Annotated in this window: 23 protein-coding genes; 7 read left to right on the forward strand and 16 right to left on the reverse strand. The window is 61.9% G+C overall.

Annotated features, from left to right (window positions below):
• Positions 1-4: 4 nt before the first annotated feature.
• Positions 5-1,351: a sigma-54-dependent response regulator transcription factor AlgB gene (gene algB / locus ABM562_RS05710; RefSeq protein ID WP_115084437.1), complete on the reverse strand. Its 1,347-nt coding sequence runs from the start codon at positions 1,349-1,351 to the stop codon at positions 5-7.
• Between the two features lie 261 nt (positions 1,352-1,612).
• On the opposite strand from algB, the gene ABM562_RS05715 reads away from it, so the two are divergent.
• From ABM562_RS05715 to ABM562_RS05740, 6 genes are all read left to right on the forward strand, one after another.
• Complete coding sequence (locus tag ABM562_RS05715; protein WP_240047908.1) at positions 1,613-2,395, forward strand: BON domain-containing protein; 783 nt, start codon at positions 1,613-1,615, stop codon at positions 2,393-2,395.
• Positions 2,396-2,568: 173 nt separating this feature from the next.
• Complete coding sequence (locus ABM562_RS05720; RefSeq protein ID WP_115084435.1) at positions 2,569-2,853, forward strand: hypothetical protein; 285 nt, start codon at positions 2,569-2,571, stop codon at positions 2,851-2,853.
• A gap of 45 nt (positions 2,854-2,898) precedes the next feature.
• On the forward strand, positions 2,899-3,063 hold the full coding sequence (locus tag ABM562_RS05725) for a DUF1328 domain-containing protein (protein WP_010222609.1): 165 nt from the start codon (positions 2,899-2,901) through the stop codon (positions 3,061-3,063).
• 2 nt (positions 3,064-3,065) lie between these two features.
• Entirely contained in the window at positions 3,066-3,536 is a 471-nt protein-coding gene (locus tag ABM562_RS05730; protein WP_115084434.1) for an inhibitor of vertebrate lysozyme family protein, read from the forward strand.
• A gap of 745 nt (positions 3,537-4,281) precedes the next feature.
• Positions 4,282-5,613, forward strand: a complete 1,332-nt coding sequence (gene gltP / locus ABM562_RS05735; RefSeq protein WP_038997805.1) for a glutamate/aspartate:proton symporter GltP — start codon at positions 4,282-4,284, stop codon at positions 5,611-5,613.
• Between the two features lie 190 nt (positions 5,614-5,803).
• Positions 5,804-7,033, forward strand: a complete 1,230-nt coding sequence (locus tag ABM562_RS05740; RefSeq protein WP_460421123.1) for a nucleoside recognition domain-containing protein — start codon at positions 5,804-5,806, stop codon at positions 7,031-7,033.
• Here ABM562_RS05740 and ABM562_RS05745 read toward each other — a convergent pair.
• The 9 genes from ABM562_RS05745 to ABM562_RS05785 all read right to left on the reverse strand — a co-directional run bounded on the left by ABM562_RS05745 (position 7,015) and on the right by ABM562_RS05785 (position 17,089).
• Entirely contained in the window at positions 7,015-7,638 is a 624-nt protein-coding gene (locus ABM562_RS05745; RefSeq protein ID WP_115084432.1) for an ABC-type transport auxiliary lipoprotein family protein, read from the reverse strand. The two genes, ABM562_RS05740 and ABM562_RS05745, sit on opposite strands and share 19 nt — an antisense overlap.
• Positions 7,635-8,573 carry an MlaD family protein gene (locus tag ABM562_RS05750; protein WP_115084431.1) on the reverse strand — a complete coding sequence of 313 codons (939 nt, stop codon included), beginning with the start codon at positions 8,571-8,573 and terminating at the stop codon, positions 7,635-7,637. The genes ABM562_RS05745 and ABM562_RS05750 overlap by 4 nt, the downstream gene beginning before the upstream one ends.
• Before the next feature lies 1 nt (position 8,574).
• Positions 8,575-9,345 carry an ABC transporter ATP-binding protein gene (locus tag ABM562_RS05755; protein ID WP_166675764.1) on the reverse strand — a complete coding sequence of 257 codons (771 nt, stop codon included), beginning with the start codon at positions 9,343-9,345 and terminating at the stop codon, positions 8,575-8,577.
• 29 nt (positions 9,346-9,374) lie between these two features.
• A complete protein-coding gene (locus ABM562_RS05760) occupies positions 9,375-10,520 on the reverse strand; it encodes an MlaE family lipid ABC transporter permease subunit (protein ID WP_460421126.1) in 1,146 nt (381 codons plus the stop codon).
• 38 nt (positions 10,521-10,558) lie between these two features.
• On the reverse strand, positions 10,559-11,578 hold the full coding sequence (locus ABM562_RS05765) for a DUF5924 family protein (RefSeq protein ID WP_460421128.1): 1,020 nt from the start codon (positions 11,576-11,578) through the stop codon (positions 10,559-10,561).
• 72 nt (positions 11,579-11,650) lie between these two features.
• The gene (locus tag ABM562_RS05770) at positions 11,651-13,027 is read right to left on the reverse strand and encodes a M16 family metallopeptidase (RefSeq protein WP_460421130.1); all 1,377 of its coding nucleotides are present in this window, start codon (positions 13,025-13,027) and stop codon (positions 11,651-11,653) included.
• A gap of 37 nt (positions 13,028-13,064) precedes the next feature.
• Positions 13,065-14,723 (reverse strand): Na/Pi cotransporter family protein, encoded by a 1,659-nt coding sequence (locus ABM562_RS05775; protein ID WP_258578616.1) that lies wholly within the window; start codon positions 14,721-14,723, stop codon positions 13,065-13,067.
• Positions 14,724-14,938: 215 nt separating this feature from the next.
• On the reverse strand, positions 14,939-15,706 hold the full coding sequence (locus ABM562_RS05780) for a TerC family protein (protein ID WP_115084425.1): 768 nt from the start codon (positions 15,704-15,706) through the stop codon (positions 14,939-14,941).
• Positions 15,707-15,781: 75 nt separating this feature from the next.
• Positions 15,782-17,089 (reverse strand): CitMHS family transporter, encoded by a 1,308-nt coding sequence (locus tag ABM562_RS05785; RefSeq protein ID WP_115084424.1) that lies wholly within the window; start codon positions 17,087-17,089, stop codon positions 15,782-15,784.
• Positions 17,090-17,393: 304 nt separating this feature from the next.
• Here ABM562_RS05785 and ABM562_RS05790 point away from each other — a divergent pair, with 304 nt between their 5' ends.
• A complete protein-coding gene (locus tag ABM562_RS05790) occupies positions 17,394-17,795 on the forward strand; it encodes a GFA family protein (protein ID WP_115084423.1) in 402 nt (133 codons plus the stop codon).
• On the opposite strand, the gene ABM562_RS05795 is transcribed toward ABM562_RS05790, so the two are convergent.
• The 6 genes from ABM562_RS05795 to ABM562_RS05820 all read right to left on the reverse strand — a co-directional run bounded on the left by ABM562_RS05795 (position 17,796) and on the right by ABM562_RS05820 (position 23,155).
• Entirely contained in the window at positions 17,796-19,754 is a 1,959-nt protein-coding gene (locus ABM562_RS05795; protein WP_460421132.1) for a DUF7844 domain-containing protein, read from the reverse strand.
• On the reverse strand, positions 19,751-20,071 hold the full coding sequence (locus ABM562_RS05800) for a DUF2388 domain-containing protein (RefSeq protein ID WP_010222593.1): 321 nt from the start codon (positions 20,069-20,071) through the stop codon (positions 19,751-19,753). The genes ABM562_RS05795 and ABM562_RS05800 overlap by 4 nt, the downstream gene beginning before the upstream one ends.
• A 27-nt stretch (positions 20,072-20,098) precedes the next feature.
• Positions 20,099-20,392: a DUF2388 domain-containing protein gene (locus tag ABM562_RS05805; protein WP_115084421.1), complete on the reverse strand. Its 294-nt coding sequence runs from the start codon at positions 20,390-20,392 to the stop codon at positions 20,099-20,101.
• Between the two features lie 119 nt (positions 20,393-20,511).
• The gene (locus tag ABM562_RS05810; RefSeq protein WP_010222591.1) at positions 20,512-20,829 is read right to left on the reverse strand and encodes a DUF2388 domain-containing protein; all 318 of its coding nucleotides are present in this window, start codon (positions 20,827-20,829) and stop codon (positions 20,512-20,514) included.
• Positions 20,830-21,127: 298 nt separating this feature from the next.
• Complete coding sequence (locus ABM562_RS05815; protein ID WP_010222590.1) at positions 21,128-21,343, reverse strand: DUF1127 domain-containing protein; 216 nt, start codon at positions 21,341-21,343, stop codon at positions 21,128-21,130.
• A 318-nt stretch (positions 21,344-21,661) separates the two neighbouring features.
• The gene (locus ABM562_RS05820; protein WP_460421134.1) at positions 21,662-23,155 is read right to left on the reverse strand and encodes an acetyl-CoA hydrolase/transferase family protein; all 1,494 of its coding nucleotides are present in this window, start codon (positions 23,153-23,155) and stop codon (positions 21,662-21,664) included.
• Positions 23,156-23,325 lie beyond the last annotated feature (170 nt).

The raw sequence follows: 23,325 nt of genomic DNA on the forward strand, positions 1-23,325 counted from the left end.
AGTTTCACAGGTTGTACTGCTTGCGTTTGCGGTACAGGGTCGAGGCATCAATACCGAGGGTCTTGGCGGCCTGGTCGAGGGTTTCACTGGTGGCCAGTACCGCACCGATATGGGCGCGTTCCAGTTCATCCAGGCTCAGCGCCGCGCCAATGCGCGGGGCATTGCTGGCCGGTTGTTCGGCCATGCCCAGGTGGCTGATCTCGACGCGCTCCTGGGCACAGATGATGCTCGCCCGTTCGACCACGTTGCGCAGCTCGCGGATATTGCCTGGCCAGCGGTAATTGAGCAGCGCGGCGCGGGCTTCGTCGCTGAACGCGCGTGCCGGTCGCGAGTATTCCTTGACGAAGCGGGCGAGGAAACGATCGGCCAGGGTGAGAATGTCTTCGCTGCGCTCGCGCAATGGCGGCAGGTGCAGGGTGATGACATTCAGACGGTACAGCAGGTCTTCCCGGAAGCGTCCTTCGCGGACCATGTCCTCAAGGTTGAGGTTGGTCGCGGCCAGAATCCGCACATCGGCACGGCGGGTCACCGGGTCGCCGACCCGCTCGTATTCCTTGTCCTGGATAAAGCGCAGCAGCTTGGGTTGCAGGGTCAGCGGGAAATCGCCGATCTCGTCGAGGAACAACGTACCGCCGTCAGCCTGGTTAACCCGGCCCAGGGTACTTTCGCTGGCACCGGTAAAGGCACCGCGGCTGTGGCCGAACAGCTCGCTTTCCATCAGCTCGGCGGTCAACGACGGGCAGTTGATGGTCACGCAGGCTTTGCGCGCACGCTTGCTCCAGCCGTGAATGGCGCGGGCCAGTTCACCTTTACCGGTACCGGACTCACCGAGAATGAGGATGTTGGCGTCGGTGGTGGCGACCTGGCGGGCAGTTTCCAGCACTACCATCATCGCCGGGCTGTGCGAGTCGAGGCCGTCCTTGGGTTTGCGGACTTCGCCTTCCAGTGCTTCCAGGCGTGCCGACAGCTGACGGACTTCCAGTTGCTTGGCAGTGGCCAGGCGCAACTGGTCCGGGCTGCACGGCTTCACCAGGTAATCGGCGGCACCGGCCTGGATTGCATCAACCGCGGTGTCGACCGCCGAATGCGCAGTGACGATCACCACGCGCATCCACGGCGCCTGGATACGCATCTGTGCCAGTACATCCAGACCGTTGTCCTCGCCCAGGCGCAGGTCGAGGAAACACAGGTCGAAGACTTGTCGTTGCAGCAGGGTTTCGGCCTGCGCCGCACTGTTGGCGGTGGCCACACTGTAGCCTTCATCTTCGAGACAGTAGCGGAAGGTTCGCAGGATGGCGGACTCATCGTCGACCAGCAGAATACGGCCTTGATGTTCCTGGGCTGGCTCCATTTCCTACGCTCCTTTGAGAATGATCTAGGTTAGTGTCGGAAAAATCGGGCAAGTTGCATGGTTCATTCTGATTCATTCCGCTGTCTGCATGGTAGCCGTTCGCCCAGCACTTATCTAACCCACTGAAAAGTCAGCGGTTGTTTACCCGCAAGGAACTGGCACGGGCTCTGCGAAGACAAAAGACTCTGACCCATCGGAGGCTTTGTCATGTCCGCGCCCTATCCGTTGGCAGTCGCTACTGCCCTGTTCCTGCTGCTGCCGATGGCCAGCAGCGCCGCCGAATCGCCTTCTTCCAGCGTGCAGCAGGCCCGCCAAGAAGGCGCCTTGCAAACTGCATTGGCGCTCAACCGCTTGCTCAACCCGTTCAAGATCGAGGTCAAGGTCCAGGGCAGCACGGCGCATTTGCAGGGTGAGGTGGAAAACGAGGTCGAGCGTCAGCTGGCCGAACGTATTGCCCTGGCGACCCGCGGCATCGAGGCGGTGCAGAACGACCTGCAGCTAAATGCCGAACTGGTCGAACAACCGCTGGAGCTGCGCGCCTATGCCCAGCGCCTGGAGGACGCGACCCTCGCCTCCATTATTCGCGCGCGCCTGCTGTGGAGCACTCATACCCAGGCAGCCCCTATAGAAGTAGACAGCCGTGAAGGTGTGGTCACCCTGCGCGGCCAAGTCAGCAGCGCCGAAGCCAAGGAGCTGGCGGGCGTACTGGCAAGCTCCACCGAGGGCGTTTACCTGGTCAACAACCTGATCAGCCTGGGTGCCGCGGATATGGCCAGGTTGCGCGAAGAGCGCCAGGAGCTGGTTGCCGATCCGCAGCTCAGCGACGCCTGGATCAACGACAAGGTGCAGACCAGTTTCATGTACAGCCGCAACCTCGATGGCCCGAACATCAAGGTGGCGACCCAGGATGGCGTGGTGCGCTTGTCTGGCGAGGTGGTCAGCAGCGAGCAGAAGACCATTGCCGTCGAGGTCGCCCGGCAGATTCGCGGCGTTCGCGGGGTCGATGCCGACATGCTCAAGGTGGCGAGCAAGGTCCCGGGCTGATCATGCAAAACGCACGAGCGCCTGCGCCCGATCGTGCAGGATACGTTTCGGGCGGGATCCAAATATATGGATAACATATTGATTTTTAACGATAAAAAATTGTTTTAAAGGATGGCATGCAGGCTGCAATGACTACATCAAGTCAACAGTAAACGCAGCAGGAGGAGCACGGCATGAACCGCTACCCCGCCACCCTAGTGCAGGTTTCTTCGCTTCAGCTGCGCCAAGGCCTGTTTTTCAGCCTGGCGCTGTTGCTGACCCTGATTGCCGGTCAGCTCTATAACAGCTGGGAAACCGCGCACAGTGCCGAGCAGCTGGCTGCCCAGGCAGCACTGGTGGCGCAGGTTCAGGCGCAACGCTCCATTGCACCGCTGCAGGCCCGGGTCGCACTGTCTACGCCAGTGACCACTCCAGCCGTTGTTGATAACGCTGCACCCCGTGATCGCTGGGTGTTTTAAGCGAACACCCAAGGACCTCTTCTAAAAACGGTAAGGAGAATCACCATGTTGAGTTGGGCCATCACCTTCCTGATTATCGCCATTGTCGCTGCCGTGCTGGGCTTCGGTGGTATCGCCGGCGCCGCTACCGGTATCGCGAAGATTCTGTTCATTATCTTCCTGGTGCTATTCGTGGTGTCCTTCTTCTTTGGTCGCCGCGGTAGGGGCTGAGTATGAGCACAACGCTAGGCAGAGCCCTGGTTGCCGCCCTGATCATGGGCGGCAGCGCAGTGGCAATGGCGGCCAATGACGGCCAGGTCCGGGCCAATCAGGTTCTTGGCTCGGACCCTGAATACCGGGAAACCTGGCAGGACGTGGTCAAAAACGAAGAGCGCTTGCCCGAATGGGTCCTCAACCTGAGCGGTACCTCCGAGCAACAGATGTCGGCGGTTGAGGAAGATGGCGACAAGTATCTGGTCGGACCGTTGTGCGAGTCCGAGCAGAAATGCCTGAACAAGCGCCTGATCGTTGCCTTCAGTTGGGACAAGGACGAAGCCTACGGGATGCTGGTTGAAGTACCCGAAGGGTTGCCGTCCGACAAGTCGCCCACACGCCACGCCGACTACCGATGGCTGGGCAAGCCGGACGAAGGCATGCAGGCCCTGCTCAAGGAGCAACTCAAGCGGGATCCGAACTGGTACTGAGGTGTTGCTCACACATCAGTACATATATAGAAGCTGAACCTTTTTCCATTTCAGGCTTCTATGCTGCGCCACCCGAGGAAGGCAGGCGCATGACCAGGGGGCCGGGCTGCTCTGATTGTTTCAGGATCGGAGGGGCCTAGGGGTACAGGGAGTACCTCCGATGAGGGCCGGGTCAGGTGCAGCGGTAGCGGAAGTTCCGGGTCGGGTAACTGCCTTCAGGCAGAGGTGCCCGACCGGGCTTCCGTAGCGCTCTTTGAGGCAATCGCCTTTTCCTCGCAGTAAATTCGTTTTTCCTACCGAAGCAGTCGACGCATATTTTTGCCCGACCGTACATCGATATTTTTTCACCCCGCCGCCCTACCAAAGTCGAAGCAATTTCACCCATTCGGATTGTCGAACAAAGGCCTTTGCCTTGCAGGTGGATACCTCTATATCTGCCGGATTATGGCGCTTTGGCCATCGTCGGAATTCCGAACGGTAGGCGAATAACCCATTGTGACGTACGATTTGGCCGATAAACCTCATGCCGATTCGGCATAGGGTAGTCGTTTACGGCATTAGACGGAGCCCCCCCACGTCGGAATAGTTGCGCCTTTTTTCGCTGGCCTGAGCGTTCCTACGCTCGCTTGCGGTGACCTTTTACGATGTCATCGGCAGATAACAAAAACGATACGGATCGCTGGCAACAGCTCTGGATCGCGGTTATCAGCCTGGTGGCCGTTTCCACTTGAAGAAAGGTAACGACATGAAGAAGGCAAAGCTAAGCCTCGCCTGGCAGATCCTCATCGGTCTGGTACTGGGGATTGCAATCGGCGCTTTACTGAACCATTTCAGTGCAGAAAAGGCATGGTGGATCAGCAACGTCCTGCAGCCTGCAGGTGACATCTTCATTCGCCTGATCAAGATGATCGTCATCCCGATCGTGATTTCGTCGCTGATCGTGGGTATCGCCGGGGTTGGCGATGCGAAAAAACTCGGCAGTATCGGCCTCAAGACCATCATCTACTTCGAGGTGGTGACCACCATCGCCATCGTCGTCGGCCTGGTGCTGGCCAACCTGTTCCACCCGGGTGCCGGCATCGACATGAGCACCCTGGGTACCGTCGACATCTCCAAGTACCAGGCCACGGCGGCCGAGGTTCAGCATGAGCATGCGTTCATCGAGACCATCCTCAACCTGATCCCGTCGAACATCTTCGCAGCGCTGATGCGCGGTGAGATGCTGCCGATCATCTTCTTCTCGGTGCTGTTCGGCCTGGGCCTGTCGAGCCTGCAGGCAGACATCCGCGACCCGCTGGTGAAAACCTTCCAGGGCGTCTCCGAAGCCATGTTCAAGGTCACTCACATGATCATGAACTACGCGCCAATCGGTGTGTTCGCGCTGATCGCGGTGACCGTCGCCAACTTCGGCTTCGCCTCGCTGCTGCCGCTGGCCAAGCTGGTGTTGCTGGTGTACTTCGCCATCGCCTTCTTCGCCTTCATGGTCCTTGGCCTGATCGCCCGCCTGTTCGGCTTCTCGGTGATCAAGCTGATGCGCATCTTCAAGGACGAACTGGTCCTGGCCTACTCCACCGCCAGCTCCGAGACCGTGCTGCCGCGCGTGATCGAGAAGATGGAAGCCTACGGTGCGCCGAAAGCCATCTGCAGCTTCGTGGTGCCGACCGGCTACTCGTTCAACCTTGACGGTTCGACCCTGTACCAGAGCATCGCGGCGATCTTCATCGCCCAGTTGTATGGCATCGACCTGTCGTTGAGCCAGCAGTTGCTGCTGGTGCTGACCCTGATGGTCACTTCCAAAGGCATCGCCGGTGTACCGGGCGTGTCCTTCGTGGTCCTGCTGGCCACCCTGGGCAGCGTTGGTATCCCGCTGGAAGGCCTGGCCTTCATCGCCGGTGTCGACCGCATCATGGACATGGCTCGTACTGCCCTGAACGTGATCGGCAACGCCCTGGCGGTACTGGTTATCGCTCGTTGGGAAGGCATGTACGACGATGCCAAGGGCCAGCGCTACTGGAACTCGCTGCCGCACTGGCGCAGCAAGGAAGCCGTACCGGCTGGCAAGCCTGCCAGCAAGTAAGCGCTAACCGGCTGCACGAAAAGCCCCGACCTGGTCGGGGCTTTTTTGTTGACCCTATCGCGGGTCAAGCCCGCCCCTGCAGTGTGGGAGCGGGCTTGACCCGCGATGGAGACGGTGCCTGAGTCGACGTTTATGGCGCGAAGCCAACCCGGCCCGCTATCATTTGCGCCATCTTTGGGGGGAACAACGGATGCTCAACGGCCTTTGGCTTGGTTTTTTCTTGGTCGCCGCCGTCTCGGCACTGACACAATGGTTGGTGGGCGGTAACGCCGGGATCTTCGCGGCAATGGTCGAAAGCATCTTTGCCATGGCCAAGCTCTCGGTCGAGGTCATGGTCCTGCTGTTCGGCACCCTGACCCTGTGGCTGGGCTTTTTGAAGATTGCCGAAAAGGCCGGCATCGTCGAATGGCTGGCCAAGGTCCTCGGCCCGTTGTTCGCCCGGCTGATGCCGGAAGTCCCGCCCGGCCATCCGGCCCTGGGCCTGATTACCCTCAACTTCGCCGCCAACGGCCTGGGCCTGGACAACGCCGCTACGCCCATCGGCCTCAAGGCCATGCGCGCACTGCAGGAACTCAACCCCAGCTCCACGACCGCCAGCAACGCGCAGATCCTCTTCCTGGTGCTCAATGCTTCCTCGCTGACCCTGCTGCCGGTGACCATCTTCATGTACCGCGCCCAGCAAGGGGCAATGGACCCGACCCTGGTGTTCCTGCCGATCCTGCTCGCCACCAGCGCCTCGACCCTGGTCGGCCTGTTGTCGGTGGCGGTGATGCAGCGACTTCGGCTATGGGACCCGGTAGTGCTGGCTTACCTGATCCCGGGCGCCCTGCTGCTGGGCGGGTTCATGGCCTTTCTCGGCACCCTGTCGGCCACGGCGCTGGCGAGCCTGTCATCGATTCTCGGCAACCTGACGTTGTTCGGCCTGATCATCCTGTTTTTGGTGATCGGTGCGCTGAAGCGGGTGAAGGTCTATGAAACCTTCGTGGAAGGCGCCAAGGAGGGCTTTGACGTCGCCAAGAGCCTGTTGCCCTATCTGGTTGCCATGCTCTGCGCCGTCGGCGTGCTGCGCGCCTCAGGGGCTCTGGAGCTGGCTCTGGATGGCATCCGTCATGCGGTCGAGTGGCTGGGCTGGGATACCCGCTTTGTCGAAGGCCTGCCCACAGCCCTGGTCAAACCGTTTTCCGGCAGTGCGGCACGGGCGATGCTGATCGAAACCATGCAGACTCACGGCGTGGATAGCTTCCCGGCCCTGGTGGCAGCCACCATCCAGGGCAGCACCGAAACCACCTTCTACGTGCTGGCAGTGTACTTCGGCGCCGTCGGCATCCAGCGCGCCCGCCATGCAGTAGGCTGTGCGTTGCTGGCGGAGCTGGCCGGAGTGGTCGCGGCGATCTTCGTGTGCTACTGGTTCTTCGCCTGAAGCTGACCGGCCTGGACTACCGTCCAGTCGACCAGTTGCTTCATCAACTGGTCGCTGGCCGTGCCAAAGCTGCTGACCACCGCTGAAACCTGCTTGTCGCTCACCGGCTGGCGCACCTCAAAGCGCCGGCTGGCGAGGATGCGCTGGCTGCGGCCCTGCACCAGGCGCGCGTCGTAGCGGATCACCACCGCCAGGCCATCGGCGCTGTACTCGCTCTGGAAGGCCTGCAGTTCACCGGCAATTTCATAATCGCTTTGCAGGTTGCTGTCGTCGGCGCTGAGGCGCTGCACCCGGCCGTCACGCTGGAAGGCATCGAGCATGCGATTGCGCAGCAACGTCGGCGCCGGGTCGCTCCAGCGTGCACCCTTGTAGCTGCTGATCAGGTCGCCTTGCGGCACCACGGCGATACGCGGGCTGTTCAGGACATCGCTGGCGATCGGCTTGTTCACCCGCAGCGACCACAACGTGCTGTGCGGCACAGTCCGGGTGCTTTGCGCCGAAGGCAGGCGGTAGATGTCGGCAGGTTCGGCCTGGGGCAGGATCGAGCAGGCGCTGCTCAGGCTCAGCGCAGTGGCCAGGACGAGGTAGCGGCAGGTATGGCTCATGGCTCGAACTCCTTGTTTTTGTCACGGCCCAGCAGGTAGCCGCTGGGGTTGGCTTCCAGGCGCTGGGAGATACCTTTGAGCGAGGTCAGGGTATCGCGCAGCTCGCGGATTGCCGGCGCCAGTTGATTGAAACCCTGGGCGCCGCCGTCGATGGCTTCGCGGTTGTCATTGAGCAGGCTGTTGATGGTCGCGGTGCTTTGCGCCAGCGACTGCATGGCTTGCTCTGCGCTGCCGAACATCTGCTTGCCTTGGTTGCTGAGCAGGCCGTTGGCGTTGCGCATCAGTTCGCTGGTCTGCTCGAGCATGGCCCCGGCCTGCTTGCCGACCTGGGCCAGTTGCTGGATGGCCTCGCGGATGTCGCCACGCTGGTCGTTGAAAGCTCCGGTGGTCTGTTCGAGGTTGTTCAGAGTGTTGCTCAGGCGGGCGACGTTGTCCTGGGAGAACAACGCGTTGGCGTTGTGCACCAGGGCGTTGATGTTGGTCATCAGGTCGCTGCCGTCATCCAGCAAGCGGGCAATCGGCGACGGCGAGGCGATGATCACGGGCAGTTTGCCATCCTTGCCCTTGAGCTCGGGGCTTTGTGGCGTACCACCGCTGAGCTGGATGAACGAGGTGCCGGTGATGCCGGTGAGGGTCAGTTTGGCCTGAGTGTCCTCCTTGATGGGGGTATCGGCGCTCAGACGCACCTGGGCCAGTACCCGGCGCGGATCACTGGGGTCCAGGCGCAGGCTGGTCACGTCACCGACCTTGATGCCGCTGTACTGCACCGAGCTGCCCCGGGACAAACCGGAGACGGCTTCGTTGAACACCACTTCGTAGTCCTTGAAGGTGCTGTCGACGCTGGACTTGGTCAACCACAGGCCGAACAGCATGGCGCCGGCCACCACCAGTACGGTGACCAGGCCGATCAAAACATGATGTGCACGGGTTTCCATCTCAGAGCTCCTTGGGCGCTGTAGCGGCCTGGTACGCCGCGCGGCCACGCGGGCCATGAAAGTAGTCGTGAATCCAGGCGTCGTCGGTGTCTTCGACCTGGGCAATGGGCCCGGCAACCAGCACCTTTTTCTGCGACAGCACGGCGACGCGATCAGTGATGGTGTAGAGGGTGTCCAGGTCGTGGGTGATCAGGAACACGCTCAGGCCCAGGGCGTCGCGCAGGGTCAGGATGAGCTGGTCGAAGGCCGCCGCGCCAATCGGATCAAGGCCGGCGGTGGGTTCGTCGAGAAACAGGATGTCCGGGTCCAGGGCCAGCGCCCGGGCCAGCGCCGCGCGCTTGATCATCCCGCCTGACAGCGACGACGGATATTTGTCTGCCGCGGAAATCGGCAACCCGGCCAGGGCCAGCTTGACCCCGGCCAGGTGCTCGGCATCTGCGCGGCTCAGGCCCGCGTGCTCGATCAGCGGCAAGGCGACGTTTTCGGTGACGGTCAGTGACGAGAACAACGCGCCCTTCTGGAACAGCACGCCGAATCGCCGCTCGACCAGTGAACGCTGCTCGTCGCTGGCGCTGCTCAGGTCCTGGCCGAACACCCGCACCTGGCCTTCGTTGGGCCGGCGCAGGCCGACGATACTGCGCAGCAACACCGACTTGCCGCTGCCCGAGCCGCCGACCACCGCGAGGATTTCGCCGCGGTACAGGTCCAGGTCGAGTTGCTCGTGCACGCTCTGGGTGCCGAAGCGGTTGCAGATGCCCCGGGCTTCGATCACCGTCCCGCGAGCGTTGCCGTTGGCCTCTTTCACCAGCCCATCTCCATGAAAAACAGTGCCGCCACGGCATCCAGAACGATCACCACGAAGATCGACTGCACCACGCTGGAGGTGGTGTGGGCGCCGACCGATTCGGCGCTGCCGCTGACCTTGAAGCCTTCCAGGCAGCCGATGGCAGCGATCAGGAAGGCGAAGAACGGTGCTTTCACCAGCCCGACCAGGAAGTGCTGCACACCGATATCGCTTTGCAGCAGCGACAGAAACATCGCCGGCGAGATACCCAGCGACAGCGCACAGACCACCGCCCCGCCGATAATGCCGCAGAGCATGGCGACAAAAGTCAGCAACGGTAGCGCGATCAGCAACGCCAGCACCCGCGGCACCACCAGCAACTCCACCGGATCGAGACCCAGGGTGCGGATGGCGTCGATCTCCTCATTAGCCTTCATCGAACCGATTTGCGCGGTGAAGGCGCTGGCAGTACGCCCAGCCATCAGGATTGCGGTCAGCAGCACGCCGAATTCACGCAGGAACGAGAACGCCACCAGGTCGACGGTAAAAATGCTGGCACCAAAGCTGGCCAGCACCGTGGCGCCGAGAAAGGCCACCACCGCACCGACCAGGAAGGTCAGCAAGGCGACGATGGGCGCGGCGTCCAGGCCGGTCTGTTCGATATGCGCAACCACCGAGGTAACCCGCCAGCGCTTGGGCTGGAGCAGACGCAGGAACAGGGTTTGCAGGATCAGGCCGATGAAGCCGAGGATCTGCAGGGTGTCTTGCCACAGGATGTCGACCGCGCGGCCGATACGGCTGAGCAGTTGAATCAGCACCGAGCGTTCCGGCTGCTTTTGCGGGATGCAGAAGTCCTGCACCGAGCAATACACAGTCTTGAGCAGCGCCTGGCTGGCAGCGGGCAAGTGTGTGGCGGTTTCGGTCAGCCGCGCCAGGCGCTCGGCACCGAGCAGCTCGACCAGCAAAGCCGCACCGGCGGTGTCGAGCTTGCCAAGCTGGTCGAGATCGACCTCGGTAGAGGGGTCATACTGGCCGGCCAGGCTGTCGCTGCTGCGCTTGAGGCTGGCGTAGTTGGCCAGGGTCCAGTCACCGGTGATCCGCAGCCGTGGCGGGCTGCTTGCAGTATCCAGGGTGGCGCTGGCGTGTGTAGTCATAGGCTCCATGCAGTCCGACCAACGGTTCGCAGCCTCAGAGCATAGCGTTACTCGGCCGCAAACGCTTGACCATCGTCAACCACGCGAAAGCGCAGCACGCCGATGACCTGGCCGTCTTCGGTCAGCACCCGCACCTGCCAGCGCCCGACCGGGTTGCCGGGGAAGTTCTGCTTGTGGGTCCAGGCCCGGTAGCCTTCCTTGCGCCCGCCATGAATGTCCAGGGCGATACGGTCGACCTCTTTGCCCTCGAATTGCCAGACATGGTAGATCCGCTCGTTCAGCCCGCGAGGGGCCTTGATCGCGGTAAAGGCGTAGAGACCACTGCGTATTTCACTGGCTTTGATCTGCTCCAGGCTTTTGCCCGGCGTGCGGTTCTCGACCTGGGTGCTGACCGCCACTTCGGTCATCCACAGGGTCGCTGGTGGCACCCAGGAGCGCAGCATCCAGCCGCCGGCACCGACGGCCAGGGTCATCACCACCAGCATGATCCCACGGCGCCAGTGGCTGATCGGGAAGCTGCTGGCCAGGCTCGGGAACGACAGCAGCATGGCGATGCCCAGGGCCAGCTTGAAGCTCTGCGAGGTGGTCAGGTGCAGGATGATTGGCAGCGCGGTCAGCAGCGCGGCAAACAAGGTCAGGGTATGCAGCGCCAGGTACAGCCAGCGCCGCGGGGCCAGCCACTTGTAGTACAGCGGGTCGATGATCGATATCAGTCCGGCTGCGGCGAGTATGCCGGTAAACACCAGCTGGCCACTGTTCCAGGTGGTGGTCACGAAGAAGAACGGCAGGACGAAGAACAGGCTTTCCTGGTGGATCATCTGCGTCGCGTAGCGCAGCAGCGGCTGGGGGATTTCGCGCTTGAAGACCTTGGTGAAGACCTTGGTGAAGGTGTTCTCCATCATCAGCCAGATCCAGCTGATGAGCATGACGATGGCGATCCAGCTGGCCAGGCTCTCCTGGCGATCGACCAGAATGAAGCTGCCGACACCGGAAATGAAACCACCGAGGGCGATGACTCCGGGATAGCGCTTGATCAGCTCGATCAGGCGCTGGAGGTAAAGAGGCATGAAGGTGTTCGCAAGGTCAGGTAAAAACCTTCACAGGATACTCTGTAGGAGCGGGCTTGCCCCGCGATGATTTCAGCGGGAACGCCGCCGCCCCCAGATCAACACCCCGGCCAACAACACCCCCACCGCCAGCGCCACCCACCCATACAGCTCGTCAAAACTGAGCAGCGGCTTCTCGATCCGCACATAGCCAGGCTCGGCCAGTAACTGCTGCAGGGCCCGGTTGGCATCTTCCAGGCTGATTCTGCGCAACGCCCGCACCGGATCGGCAAAGCGCCCGTCGGCGTAATCGTTCAGCGCCCCCCAGTAATAATCGGCCAGGACGCTGTTGCCCTGGGTGGTCCAGGCTTCGCGGTCGATGGCGGCCTGTTTGATGCGCTGGAACGTTGCCGGGTCCAGGCCATCCTTGCGCAGGCGCTCGAGCATGGCGGCCAGGGCCTGCTCGGCGGCATCGACATCGGCGCGGTCCAGATCGGCATTGAGCACCATCAGCCCGGTGTCACCGAAGCTCTCGCGCTGGCTGAACGGGCCGTAGGAAAACCCGTGCTTGAGCCGCAGTTCGTCGTACAACGCCCAGTCCAGGTAGCGCTGCAGCAGGTCCCAGGTCTGGCCGTGGTCGTTGTCCAGTACCGGTTCGAGGAATAGCCAGTGCAGGCGCGCACTGTCGCCCAGCCAGTCACGGGTCAACTCACGGCGGGCTTCGGCTTTGTGCGTGACACCGTCGAGCACCCGGCGCTCACCCGGCTCGACCGCTGGCAGCTCGCCATAGGTGCGCTCCAGATAGGCTGGCAGCAGGCGGTCGAGGCCGCCGACAACGATCAGGGTCATGTTGTTGGCCGCGTACCAGTGCTCGCGCAGGTCATTGACCTCTTCCAGGGTCATGTCCTCGATCGACGAACGTTCGGCGCACTTGAGCCCCAGCTCCACTGCCAGTTGGTCGCTGGCGCGATGGCCGATGTCCTGGCGGTCGAGCCAGCGCTGCAGGTGCGAGTAATGGCCACCGTCTTCACGTTCGACGATGCGCTTGGACAGCTCCAGGGCTTTTTCATCGATCCGGGTGTCGTTGATCACCGCCAGCAGCAGGTCGAGTACCTTGCGCTGGTTGCGCGCCGGCGCTTCGATGACGAAGGTGGTGTCGGCACTGCTGGTATAGGCATTCCACTCCCCGCCCAGTGCCTGCATGCGTTCTTCCAGGCCGCCCTCGCCGCTGTCGTCGATGCCGCTGAACAGCAGGTGTTCAAGCAAGTGCGGCAGCTCCTGGCGCTCGCAGGGGAAGTCATCGAAGCCAACACCCACCACCAGGCGAATCGACACATGGCTGCGTTCATAACCCGACTTGAGCACCACCTGCAGGCCATTGGGCAGCAGGTAGCCTTCGACCTGGGAGCGGTCGATGGCAAAGCCGGGCGCGCAGCCCAGCAACAGGCAAATGAACATCAGGCAACGCATGGCGAGCTTCCTTGCGGGAGTTCTTGAGGTGAAGCGGTCAGGGTGAGTGAGCGTCGTCCGGCACGCTGTCGAGCAGCAGGCCGCCGGTATCGGCGCCGCCCAATACCACATAGGCACTGCTGCAGAACAAGGAGTTCAATCGTTTCATGTCGGCGATCAGTTCCAGGTGCAATGAGCTGGTCTCGATACTTTGCACCACTTTACGTTGCAGTCGGCTGACATGGGCGTGGGCCAGGCGTCGTTCCTGGGCGCGGAAGCGGCGTTTTTCCCGCAGCAGCTGGCGGGCGCTTTCCGGATCGGCGCTGAGGAACACCGACAGGCCCAGGCGCAAATTGGCCAGCAACTGGCTGTGCAAACCGGTGAGCTCTTCCAGGCCGACGTCGGAAAACTCCCGGCGCTGAGAGGTCTTCTGCTGTTGAACCTTGCGCAGCATGCGCTCGATCAGGTCGCTGGCAAGCTTGAGGTTGATCGCCAGCTCAATGATCTCGGCCCAGCGCCGGCTGTCCTGCTCGCTGAGGTCTTCGCGGGGCATTTGCGCCAGGTACAGCTTGATGGCGTTGTACAGGGCCTCGACGTCTTCGCCCAGGCCGCGCATCTGCTGGGTCATGGCGGTCTGGGTGCCGCGCAGCACATTGAGCATGGCATCGAGCATGCTGTCGACCAGATCGCCCATGCGCAGGGTTTCGCGTACCGCGTTGGCCAGGGCCAGGCTTGGCGTAGTCAGCGCGGTAGCGTCCAGGTGCCGTGGGCGGGCACGGCCGTTGGCTTCTTCGCGCTCAGGCAGTAACCAGCTGCACAGGCGGCCCATGGGCGTCACCGTCGGCAACAGGATCAGGCAGCGCAAGGTGTTGTAGAGCAGGTGAAAGCCGATGACCAGTTCCTGGGGGCTGAAACTCAGGCTGTCCATCCACGCCACCAGCGGATTGAGCACGGGAATGATCAGCACCAGGCCGATCAGCTTGTACAGCAAACTGCCCAGCGCCACCTGACGGCCTGCGGCGTTCTGCATGCTGGTGCTGAGAAAGGCCAGCAGGCCACTGCCGATGTTGGCGCCGATCACCAGGCCGATGGCCACCGGCAGGCTGATCAACTCGGCACCGGCCAGGGTTGCGGTGAGCAGCACGGCGGCCAGGCTCGAGTAGGAGATCAGTGCAAACAGGGCGCCGACCAGGGCATCGAGGAGGATATCGCCGGTCAGTGAGGCGAACAGCACTTTCACGCCCTGTGCATGGGTGATCGGCGCTGCCGCTTCGACGATCAACTGCAGGGCGAGGATGATCAGGCCCAGGCCGATACCGACGCGGCCCAGTTGGCCGGCGCGGGTCTGCTTGCGGGAAAGAAAGAAAATAACCCCGAGAAAGATCAGCAGCGGCGACAGCCACGACAAGTCAAATGTCAGCACCCGCGCCATCAGCGCGGTACCGACGTCGGCACCGAGCATGATCGCCAGCGCCGGGGTCAGCCCCATCAGGCTCTGGCCGACGAACGAGGTCACCAGCATCGCCGTGGCGTTGCTGCTTTGCACCATCGCCGTCACCAGGATACCGGCGACAAAGGCCAACGGCCGCTTGGACATGTTCTGGCTCAGCACCCGACGCAGGTTCGAGCCATACACCCGCAGGATGCCGGTACGCACGATGTGCGTGCCCCAGATCAGCAACGCCACGGCGGAAAGCAGATTGAGCAGGGTCAGCATTGAAAAGGCCCCCTGTTATGCGCCCCAGTGGGGCAAATGGATGATGCCGTGAGCCTGTCCTGCTACCAGGCGGTTTTTCCCAGTGCCCACTTAAGCTGTAGTCGGCCAATGGCCGTGGCGCCAGCATCGCATAGCCACGGCAGGCTTTGAAACAGCACTGTCATGAAGCTGGATGAAAAAAGGGCCCCGCAGGGCCCTTTTCAACAGCACCGGGATTACTGACCCGGGATGTCCTTGCGAAGTTTCACCGGATCGCTCTGTTGCTTTTTCTTGGCCATGGCCGTGCGCATCTTGATGTTGATCGCTTCGACTGCCAGCGAGAACGCCATGGCGAAGTAGACATAGCCTTTCGGTACGTGCACGTCGAAGGATTCGGCGATCAGCACGGTACCGACCACGATCAGGAACGACAGGGCGAGCATCTTCAGCGACGGGTGCTTGTCGATGAAGTTACTGATGGCGCCGGCACAGAGCATCATCACCAGCACGGCGACGATAATCGCCGCGATCATCACCGGTACGTGGGAAACCATGCCCACGGCAGTGATCACCGAGTCCAGGGAGAAGACGATGTCGATGATCGCGATCTGGATGATGGTGTAGAAGAACTTGCCGCCGGCGCCGCTTGGCTCGTCGCTGGTTTCGTCTTCACCTTCCAGGCCGTGGTAAATCTCCTGAGAGCTTTTCCACAAGAGGAACAGGCCGCCGAAGAACAGGATCAGGTCGCGCCCGGAAATGCCCTGGTCGAACACTACGAACAGATCGGCGGTCAGGCGCATTACCCAGGTGATCGACAGCAGCAGGAGGATCCGGGTGACCATGGCCAGTGCCAGGCCGAAGATCCGAGTGCGCTGCTGCATGTGCTTGGGCATGCGGCTGACCAGGATCGAGATCATGATGATGTTGTCGATACCGAGAACGATCTCAAGCGCCGTCAGAGTAAAAAAGGCAACCCAGATTTCTGGGCTGGTCAGCCATTCCATGTGTATTCCTTCGAACGATGTAAGCAGAACGCCCCAGGCAATGGGGCGCGGCTACGGTTAGGTGATTCTGTTGTCTTATAGGCTACTGAACAGGGGGAAAATTCCCATGAGCAGCGCGGCGAGCATTATGCACAGGCAGACCAGCACTGCCCACTTCAGGGTGAAGCGCTGATGATCGCCGAACTCAATGCCGGCCAGGGCCACCAACAGGTAGGTAGAGGGTACCAGCGGGCTGAGCAGATGCACGGGTTGGCCGACGATCGACGCGCGGGCCATCTCAACAGGCGAGATGCCGTAATGGCTGGCCGCTTCCGACAGCACCGGCAATACCCCGTAGTAGAAGGCGTCGTTGGACATGAAGAAGGTGAACGGCATGCTCACGATCGCCGTGATCACCGCCAGATAAGGGCCCAGCGCATCCGGGATGACCGCCAGCAGGCTTTTGGACATGGCGTCGACCATGCCGGTGCCGGAGAGGATACCGGTGAAGATACCGGCGGCGAAAATCAGGCCGGTCACCGCCAGGACGCTGCCGGCATGGGCGGCGATGCGGTCCTTCTGCTGTTGCAGGCACGGGTAGTTGACGATCATCGCGATACTGAAGGCGATCATGAACAGCACCGGCAGCGGCAACAGGCCCATGATCAGCGAGACCATCAGCAAGGCGGTCAGGACGCCGTTGAACCACAGCAGTTTGGGACGGCGGGCATCCGGGAACTGCGAGACGCTGATTTCACTGTGATCGATTTCATCGCCCGGCAGATGCAGTTCGCCCAGGCGAGCGCGCTCACGCTTGCCATACATGTAGGCGATGGCCAGCAGGGCGACGACACCGGCGAGCATGGCCGGGATCATCGGTACGAAGATATCCGACGGGTCGACATGCAAGGCACTGGCGGCGCGAGCGGTCGGGCCACCCCAGGGGGTCATGTTCATGATGCCGCCGGCGAGAATGATCAGGCCGGCCATGATCCGCGGGCTCATGCCCAGGCGGCTGTACAGCGGCAGCATGGCCGCCACGCAGATCATGTAGGTGGTGGCGCCGTCACCATCCAGCGACACTACCAGGGCCAGCACTGCCGTGCCGACCGAGACTTTCAGCGGGTCGCCTTTGACCAGCTTGAGGATCTTGCGTACGGCCGGGTCAAACAGGCCGGAGTCGATCATCAGGGCGAAATACAGGATAGCGAACATCAGCATGACCCCGGTCGGCGCCAGTTTGCTGATGCCTTCGAGCATCATCGGGCCGATCTTGGCGGAAAAACCGCCGAACAGGGCGAACAGAATCGGTACCAGGATCAGCGCGATCAAGGCCGACAGGCGCTTGGTCATGATCAGGTACATGAAGGTGATGACCATGGCGAAGCCGAGGAAGGTCAGCATGGGAGTACTCCAGGCGTAGCGCGTCGAAGGAAGAACGATTCGGGCGGATCAGCGCGCGGGGCGCGGCGCGTGGAATAGCGGAGGGATGGCTGCAGGGAGGCGGGCGTAGGAAAGCATCAGTATCACCATTGTTGTTGTTAATTGGGCCGGGCGCTGTATGAAAGACACAGGGCCCTGGCTGACCGGTCTGGTGCCGGTAGTGGAGGCAATCCTAAGGCGGGAAGCTTTCAGCCAGCTTTCGCTGGCCCAAAGCCGACGAGAGGTGCATTGTTGGCTGTAAGCCAATAGGTAACAGGAGGGAGCGATGCGCGATTCGTACGAAGGCGGCTGCCATTGCGGCGCCCTGCGCTACCGGATTCAAGGCCCGTTGACGGATGTTGCCCACTGCCATTGCTCGGTTTGCCGGCGGGTCAGTGGTGGCTTGTTGATCACCTGGTTGACGGTGAACTGTGATGATTTCCAGTGGTTGAGTGGTACGCCGCAACGCTATGACTCATCGGCCAGTTGCGTGCGATATTTTTGCAGTCGTTGCGGTGCCCATGTGGCCTTGACCACTGATCTGAGCCCGCAGAGCATCGACGTCACCGTGACGACGCTCGACCAGCCGGAGCTGGCGCCGCCCAACCGGCACATCTGGATCGACAGCCGCCTGTCCTGGCTGCACCTGGATGAACAGTTGCCTGAAGAGCATGGCGAAACCCTGTGATCAGGGCAGTTGCAGGCCGCCGCCGGCCTTGTGCAGTGCGCGCAAATGTTCGCCCACCTGCTTGATGTTGGCCTCGACCGCTTTGATTTCAGCCGCGCGTGTCGGGCCGAGCAAGGCGCGCACCTCCTTGTCGAGTTCGGCGCTGAGGGTTTGCAGCTGTTTTTGCCGCTGGCTGGTTTCACTCAGCAGCTTTTCCCGCTCACTGGCCTGGGGCAAACCGTAGCCACTGCTGCCCAGCAGTTCCGCCGGGCGGCTGAGAAAACCGCTGTTGGCGAGAATCTGCTGCAGGGTGTTGTTAGCCTTGCCGACGCTGGCGTCATTGAGCTCCCGCCCGGTCAGGTAGCGCTGCTTGACCTCGTCCTGGGCCAGCAACAGCTGGCGGCGCAGGCTGGCTTGCTCCAGTAGCAGCAACGCCGCGCTGGTGCGCAGGTCGGCTTGGGCAAACCACTGCTGGCGTTGTTCGGCAGATTGTTCCAGCCAGGCTTCGACGCTGTCCTGCTTGATCGGCAGCTGCTGCTTCAGTACCAGGAACATCGCCTGGTAGCGGTCGCGGTAGGAGTCGAAGCGGTAACCCAGGCGTAGCGCTTCGCGCGGGTCGTCGAGCACGCTGACGTCAGCCAGGCCGCGGCCTTCGAGTACTTCGAGCAAGCCATTGGGAACGATGCTGTCCAGATTGTTCAGGCGTGGGTTGGCGGTGCCGCTACGCAATAGCTTGAGGGTTTCGACCGCGCAGTTGTTGGACAGGAAGTAATAGTTGCCGTCGTAGCTCCAGTGCATCTCGACGGCCTGCCGCACCAGGCTTTCCAGTTCGTTACGGTTGAGCCTGAGCGGGATAGAGGCGAGGCTGCGCAGTTCAGTCTTGGTGTATTCGTCGATGACCTGGGCCAGTGGCAACACGAACAGCCGCGACGGGTAGGCACCGGTCAAACCGTCCCAGCTCGACAGCTGCACATCATTGACGAACGCCCGGTACGACAGCACCAGGTGCTGGTCCAGGTCCAGGCGGCAGTCCGGCCCGCGCGGGCGCCCTGGGGCGCAGATCACCAGGCGCAGCATGCTGTGGCCCCAGCGGCTGACCCAGTTCTGGTTGGCTTCGGCCAGCAGGTAATCCACGGCATAGACCCGCTCGGGGTCGATCTCGCCCAGCGGCGATTTGGCAAAGTCATTGCCGGCGTTGAGGAACGGCAATGCGCTCGGGCATGGCGGATGCTCGGGCGCCCAGTCGAAATGCTCCTTCAGGTAAGCCTGCAAGGCCGGGCGGCGGCAGGCAAAGCTTGGGTCGAGCAGGAAGTACTCCATGTTGACCGCAATGAATTCCTTGGGGCTGCTCAGCTCATAGCTGTCGGGGCTGCGTGCCACCTGGCGGTTGTGCTGTTCGCGCTCGCCACGACGGCCGACATATTGCGGCCAGCCAGCCAGATCGAGTAGGCGCGGGTCGTCACTGAGGGTAAAACGGCGTTCGGTCTGGCCACGGCACTGTTCGGGCAGGCCGACTTTGCCCTGGCTGTTCCGCTGTCGGGTGCACTGGGTGATCAGCCGACGTTGCGCACCCTGCCACAGGCGGGCGCGGTCATAGATGTGGGTCAGCTCATGCAGGACGGTGGCCAACAACTCCTGGCGTACGGTGCCGTGGGGGCGGCCGGTCTTCTGCGTGGCGGCGCTGCCATCGGCAAGGCCCGGCAGCAGGCGGCTATTGAGCTCCAGGGTGGAGACCAGCGATGCCTGGCCGTAGGCGTCGGCCGGCATGCGGCTGCTCCAGCTGACCTGGATGCGTCGGTCAAGGCGGGTCTTGAAGCTCGGCGGCAGTGCCTGCAGGGCTTCGTCCAGCAATGCCTGGCTGGCCCGCTGTTGCTGCGGGTTCAAGTCATCGGCCTGCAGCACCAGCTGCAGGTCGGCCAGTGCCGGGCTGCCGAACAGTATCAGCAGGCAACCCAGCAGCCAGGCACGCACCGGCTTCACAGAGCGAGAATGGCTTCAGCCAGGACCTGGTCACTGGCCTGGCGTGCTTCAGGAACACGCTGGCGCAGGGTATCGAAGGCGGCTTCGAGTTGTGCGCCACGGATCTCGCCACGGCTGGCGACATAGCTGGCGGCATCGTCGCGGGCTTCGCGCACGACTTTGGAATCGCGAATCGAAGTAGTGGTGTCGGAGGTGAAGTCGATCGAGCGGCCGAAGGCGCGAACGATGATGTTGCTGGTGGCCACCAGGGTTTGTGCCTGGGCCACATCGGCCAGCAGCAGAAGGCCAAGGGTGGCGGCAATCAGCGGGTTACGCATGGAGCATCTCCGGGAAAACAGAAGTAATCATTGGACGAGAATTGCCTGCGCCAGTTCAAGGTCGCTGGCATGAAGTTCCGGGTTGGCCTGGCGCAGCCGGTCCAGTGCAGCCTCAAGGCGAGCGCCCCGCCATTGACCGTCGCTGCCCACAAAGGCAGCGGCATCGTCATGGGCGGCCAGCAGCAGTTTGCGATCGAAGGGCGCCGACGTCACTTTGCTGGTGACGTAACCACTGACGACAAGGTTGTTGGTGGTCAGGTCCAGCGCCTGGGCGGCACCGCTCCAGCAGAATACGAGCAACAGCAATGACAGATAACGCATGGGTCTCGAACGGCAGCTGAATCAGGCGGCAAAGGCTATCCCAATGCGCTGGTGAGGACCAGCGCAGAGGGCCCGGCTTAGTTGCACGTTGTTACATGCATGGGCCGGAAGCGAGTGCTTCAGAGCGCCAGGATGGCCTGTGCCAGTTGAGCGTCGCTGGCCTGCAGGGTTGGGGTCTGCTGGCGAATGTGGGCGAAAGCGCTCTCCAGTTTCGCGCCGCGGATGTCACCGTGGCTGGCAACGAAGCTGGCGGCGTCGTCACGGGCGGCCTGGACGATCTTGTCGTCACGGAACGAGGACGACACATCGGAGGTGGCATCAGTGGAGGCGGCGACGCCACGAACGACGGTATCGGTGGTGACGACAAAGCTGGTGGCGTTGGCAGTGGAAGCCAGGGCCAGCAGCAGCGCGGCGCCAAACAAGCGTGAATGGAACATGGTCGATCTCCTGGATAGGCTTTTTGGTGGTTCTTATGTCAGACGCACGCTCAGCTTGTTGCGCTACTTATTACCAAGCTGGGTACGCTAAGGGTATCACGCGATAGGAACCTGAGGCTTGGACCACCTCGTCGCAAGATTTATCAACTGTACCGGTCATATTGATTAAATGTATAACTGTACCTGTCGTGGTGTCAGCCGCTCTATCTCGGGCCTTTAAACGACAAAACCCGTCAGCAGTCACCTGCGACGGGTTTTGGGGAATTCGAGGTGCCGGCCTTGGCCGGCGAGCCCTGCATTAACGCCAGAAAGGCTTGCTCAGCTCTTCGTAGCGTTGTGCTTCGCTGATACCGGCATCAGCCAGCAGACGCGAGTCCAGGCGAGCCAGTTGGTGGCGGCTGGCAATACGGCGTTGCCACAGCATCAGGTTGGCCAGCAGGCGCAGTGGCAGCGAGGCCTTGGATTGTTCGGCGGTGTTTTCGAAAACCAGATCGGAACTGAGGGTACGTTCCATGATGTCATCCTTCCGCTTGTGGCGGCATTAGGTAGTGATTTAACTGATGCCAATGATCCTCCTCTGCCGTCCATAACAGTAGATACAGTTCACCTGCATTGTGATGGGCCAGTTAACTGTTTTAAGCGACTGTTGCACTCGGAATAGGCGCAACTGTACTGGTCGGCACTGAAATGGTGCATTTCTGCTCGGAGAAGGGACAAGAGGGCGGAAAATGGTGGTGAAATCACCGGTACAGTAGAACAGTTTTTGCCAAAATAAATAAATCAGTTGTCCGGCCGGTTGGCATTGCGCACAACCGGCCGGTTACTGTGCAGGTCAGCTGGCGAGCATGCGCCCGGTTTCTTCCAGGTTTTCGTGCCAGGCCAGGGCTTCGCGCAGGATGTGCGGCGTGTGGCCGCCGCGTTCGCAAGCGCGGGTGAAGTAGTCGTTCAGCGCGTCGCGGTAATCCGGGTGCACACAGTTGTCGATGATCACCCGGGCACGTTCGCGTGGTGCCAGGCCACGCAGGTCAGCCAGGCCCTGCTCGGTGACGAGGATGTCGACGTCGTGCTCGGTGTGGTCGACGTGGCTGACCATCGGCACCACGCTGGAAATCGCCCCGCCCTTGGCAATCGACTTGGTGACGAAGATCGCCAGGTGCGCGTTGCGGGCGAAGTCGCCCGAGCCACCGATGCCGTTCATCATCCGCGTGCCGCAGACGTGCGTGGAGTTGACGTTGCCGTACAGGTCGAACTCAAGGGCAGTGTTGATGCCGATGATGCCCAGGCGGCGGACCACTTCAGGGTGGTTTGAAATTTCCTGCGGGCGCAGGACCAGTTTGTCCTTGTAGCGCTCCAGGTTACCGAAGACGTCGGCGTTGCGGCGGGTCGACAGGGTGATCGAGCTGCCCGAAGCGAAGCTCAGCTTGCCGGCGTCGATCAGGTCGAAGGTCGAGTCCTGCAGTACTTCGGAGTACATGGTCAGGTCTTCGAACGGCGAGTCGATCAGGCCGCACATCACCGCGTTGGCAATGCTGCCGATACCGGCCTGCAGCGGACCGAGCTTGTTGGTCATGCGCCCGGCGTCGACTTCCTGCTTGAGGAAGTTGATCAGGTGGTTGGCGATGCCCTGGGTTTCGTCGTCTGGCGGCAGCACGGTGGACGGCGAGTCCGGCTGCTCGGTGATGACGATACCGACAATCTTGGCCGGGTCGATCGGGATCGCGGTGCTGCCGATGCGGTCATCGACTTTTACCAGCGGGATCGGCGTACGGGTCGGGCGGTAGGTCGGGATATAGATGTCGTGCAGGCCTTCCAGGTTGGCGTGGTGCGCCAGGTTGATCTCGACGATCACCTGTTTGGCGAAAATCGCGAAGCTGGCCGAGTTGCCCACCGAAGTGGTCGGCACAATGTGGCCTTGCTCGGTGATGGCGACCGCTTCGATGACCGCGATGTCCGGCAGCTTGAGCTGCTGGTTGCGCAGCTGCTCGACGGTTTCCGACAGGTGTTGGTCGATGAACATGACCTTGCCGTCGTTGATGGCCTTGCGCAGGGTGCTGTCGACCTGGAACGGCATGCGACGGGCCAGTACACCGGCCTCGGTCAGCTGTTTGTCGAGGTCGTTGCCCAGGCTTGCGCCGGTCATCAGGCTGATTTTCAGGGGCGACTGCTTGGCGCGTTCGGCCAGTGCATGGGGCACGGCCTTGGCTTCACCGGCACGGGTAAAACCGCTCATGCCGACGGTCATGCCGTCCTCGATCAGGCCAGCGGCATCAGCCGCACTCATTACCTTGCTGTGCAGGGAGGACAAGCGGATACGATCACGGTACATGGATTGTTATCTCGGGCTACTAAAGCTAGATGCGCAGTCTAGTGTTTTCGCCTGGCTTCGTCCCGCGACCAAGGTCGAATGCGAAGCCCTGAAATAGAGCCTTCTGTCGGCGGGCCGGGCATGAAAAAGCCCCAGCCGGTACCGCGCTGGGGCTATTTGTCACAGCAGGT

This window comes from Pseudomonas sp. ZL2 (assembly GCF_054788455.1).

Bases quoted from the DNA above. Each gene is read 5' to 3' on its own strand.
- gltP (WP_038997805.1), top strand. From the start codon at position 4,282: ATGAAGAAGGCAAAGCTAAGCCTCGCCTGGCAGATCCTCATCGGTCTG.
- ABM562_RS05790 (WP_115084423.1), top strand. From the start codon at position 17,394: ATGCGCGATTCGTACGAAGGCGGCTGCCATTGCGGCGCCCTGCGCTAC.
- ABM562_RS05750 (WP_115084431.1), bottom strand. From the start codon at position 8,573: ATGGAAACCCGTGCACATCATGTTTTGATCGGCCTGGTCACCGTACTG.
- algB (WP_115084437.1), bottom strand. From the start codon at position 1,351: ATGGAGCCAGCCCAGGAACATCAAGGCCGTATTCTGCTGGTCGACGAT.
- ABM562_RS05760 (WP_460421126.1), bottom strand. From the start codon at position 10,520: ATGGAGCCTATGACTACACACGCCAGCGCCACCCTGGATACTGCAAGC.
- ABM562_RS05765 (WP_460421128.1), bottom strand. From the start codon at position 11,578: ATGCCTCTTTACCTCCAGCGCCTGATCGAGCTGATCAAGCGCTATCCC.
- ABM562_RS05775 (WP_258578616.1), bottom strand. From the start codon at position 14,723: ATGCTGACCCTGCTCAATCTGCTTTCCGCCGTGGCGTTGCTGATCTGG.
- ABM562_RS05815 (WP_010222590.1), bottom strand. From the start codon at position 21,343: ATGGAACGTACCCTCAGTTCCGATCTGGTTTTCGAAAACACCGCCGAA.
- ABM562_RS05740 (WP_460421123.1), top strand. From the start codon at position 5,804: ATGCTCAACGGCCTTTGGCTTGGTTTTTTCTTGGTCGCCGCCGTCTCG.
- ABM562_RS05820 (WP_460421134.1), bottom strand. From the start codon at position 23,155: ATGTACCGTGATCGTATCCGCTTGTCCTCCCTGCACAGCAAGGTAATG.
- ABM562_RS05730 (WP_115084434.1), top strand. From the start codon at position 3,066: ATGAGCACAACGCTAGGCAGAGCCCTGGTTGCCGCCCTGATCATGGGC.
- ABM562_RS05810 (WP_010222591.1), bottom strand. From the start codon at position 20,829: ATGTTCCATTCACGCTTGTTTGGCGCCGCGCTGCTGCTGGCCCTGGCT.
- ABM562_RS05770 (WP_460421130.1), bottom strand. From the start codon at position 13,027: ATGCGTTGCCTGATGTTCATTTGCCTGTTGCTGGGCTGCGCGCCCGGC.
- ABM562_RS05720 (WP_115084435.1), top strand. From the start codon at position 2,569: ATGAACCGCTACCCCGCCACCCTAGTGCAGGTTTCTTCGCTTCAGCTG.
- ABM562_RS05745 (WP_115084432.1), bottom strand. From the start codon at position 7,638: ATGAGCCATACCTGCCGCTACCTCGTCCTGGCCACTGCGCTGAGCCTG.
- ABM562_RS05715 (WP_240047908.1), top strand. From the start codon at position 1,613: ATGGCCAGCAGCGCCGCCGAATCGCCTTCTTCCAGCGTGCAGCAGGCC.
- ABM562_RS05805 (WP_115084421.1), bottom strand. From the start codon at position 20,392: ATGCGTTATCTGTCATTGCTGTTGCTCGTATTCTGCTGGAGCGGTGCC.
- ABM562_RS05785 (WP_115084424.1), bottom strand. From the start codon at position 17,089: ATGCTGACCTTCCTCGGCTTCGCCATGGTCATCACCTTCATGTACCTG.
- ABM562_RS05800 (WP_010222593.1), bottom strand. From the start codon at position 20,071: ATGCGTAACCCGCTGATTGCCGCCACCCTTGGCCTTCTGCTGCTGGCC.
- ABM562_RS05725 (WP_010222609.1), top strand. From the start codon at position 2,899: ATGTTGAGTTGGGCCATCACCTTCCTGATTATCGCCATTGTCGCTGCC.
- ABM562_RS05780 (WP_115084425.1), bottom strand. From the start codon at position 15,706: ATGGAATGGCTGACCAGCCCAGAAATCTGGGTTGCCTTTTTTACTCTG.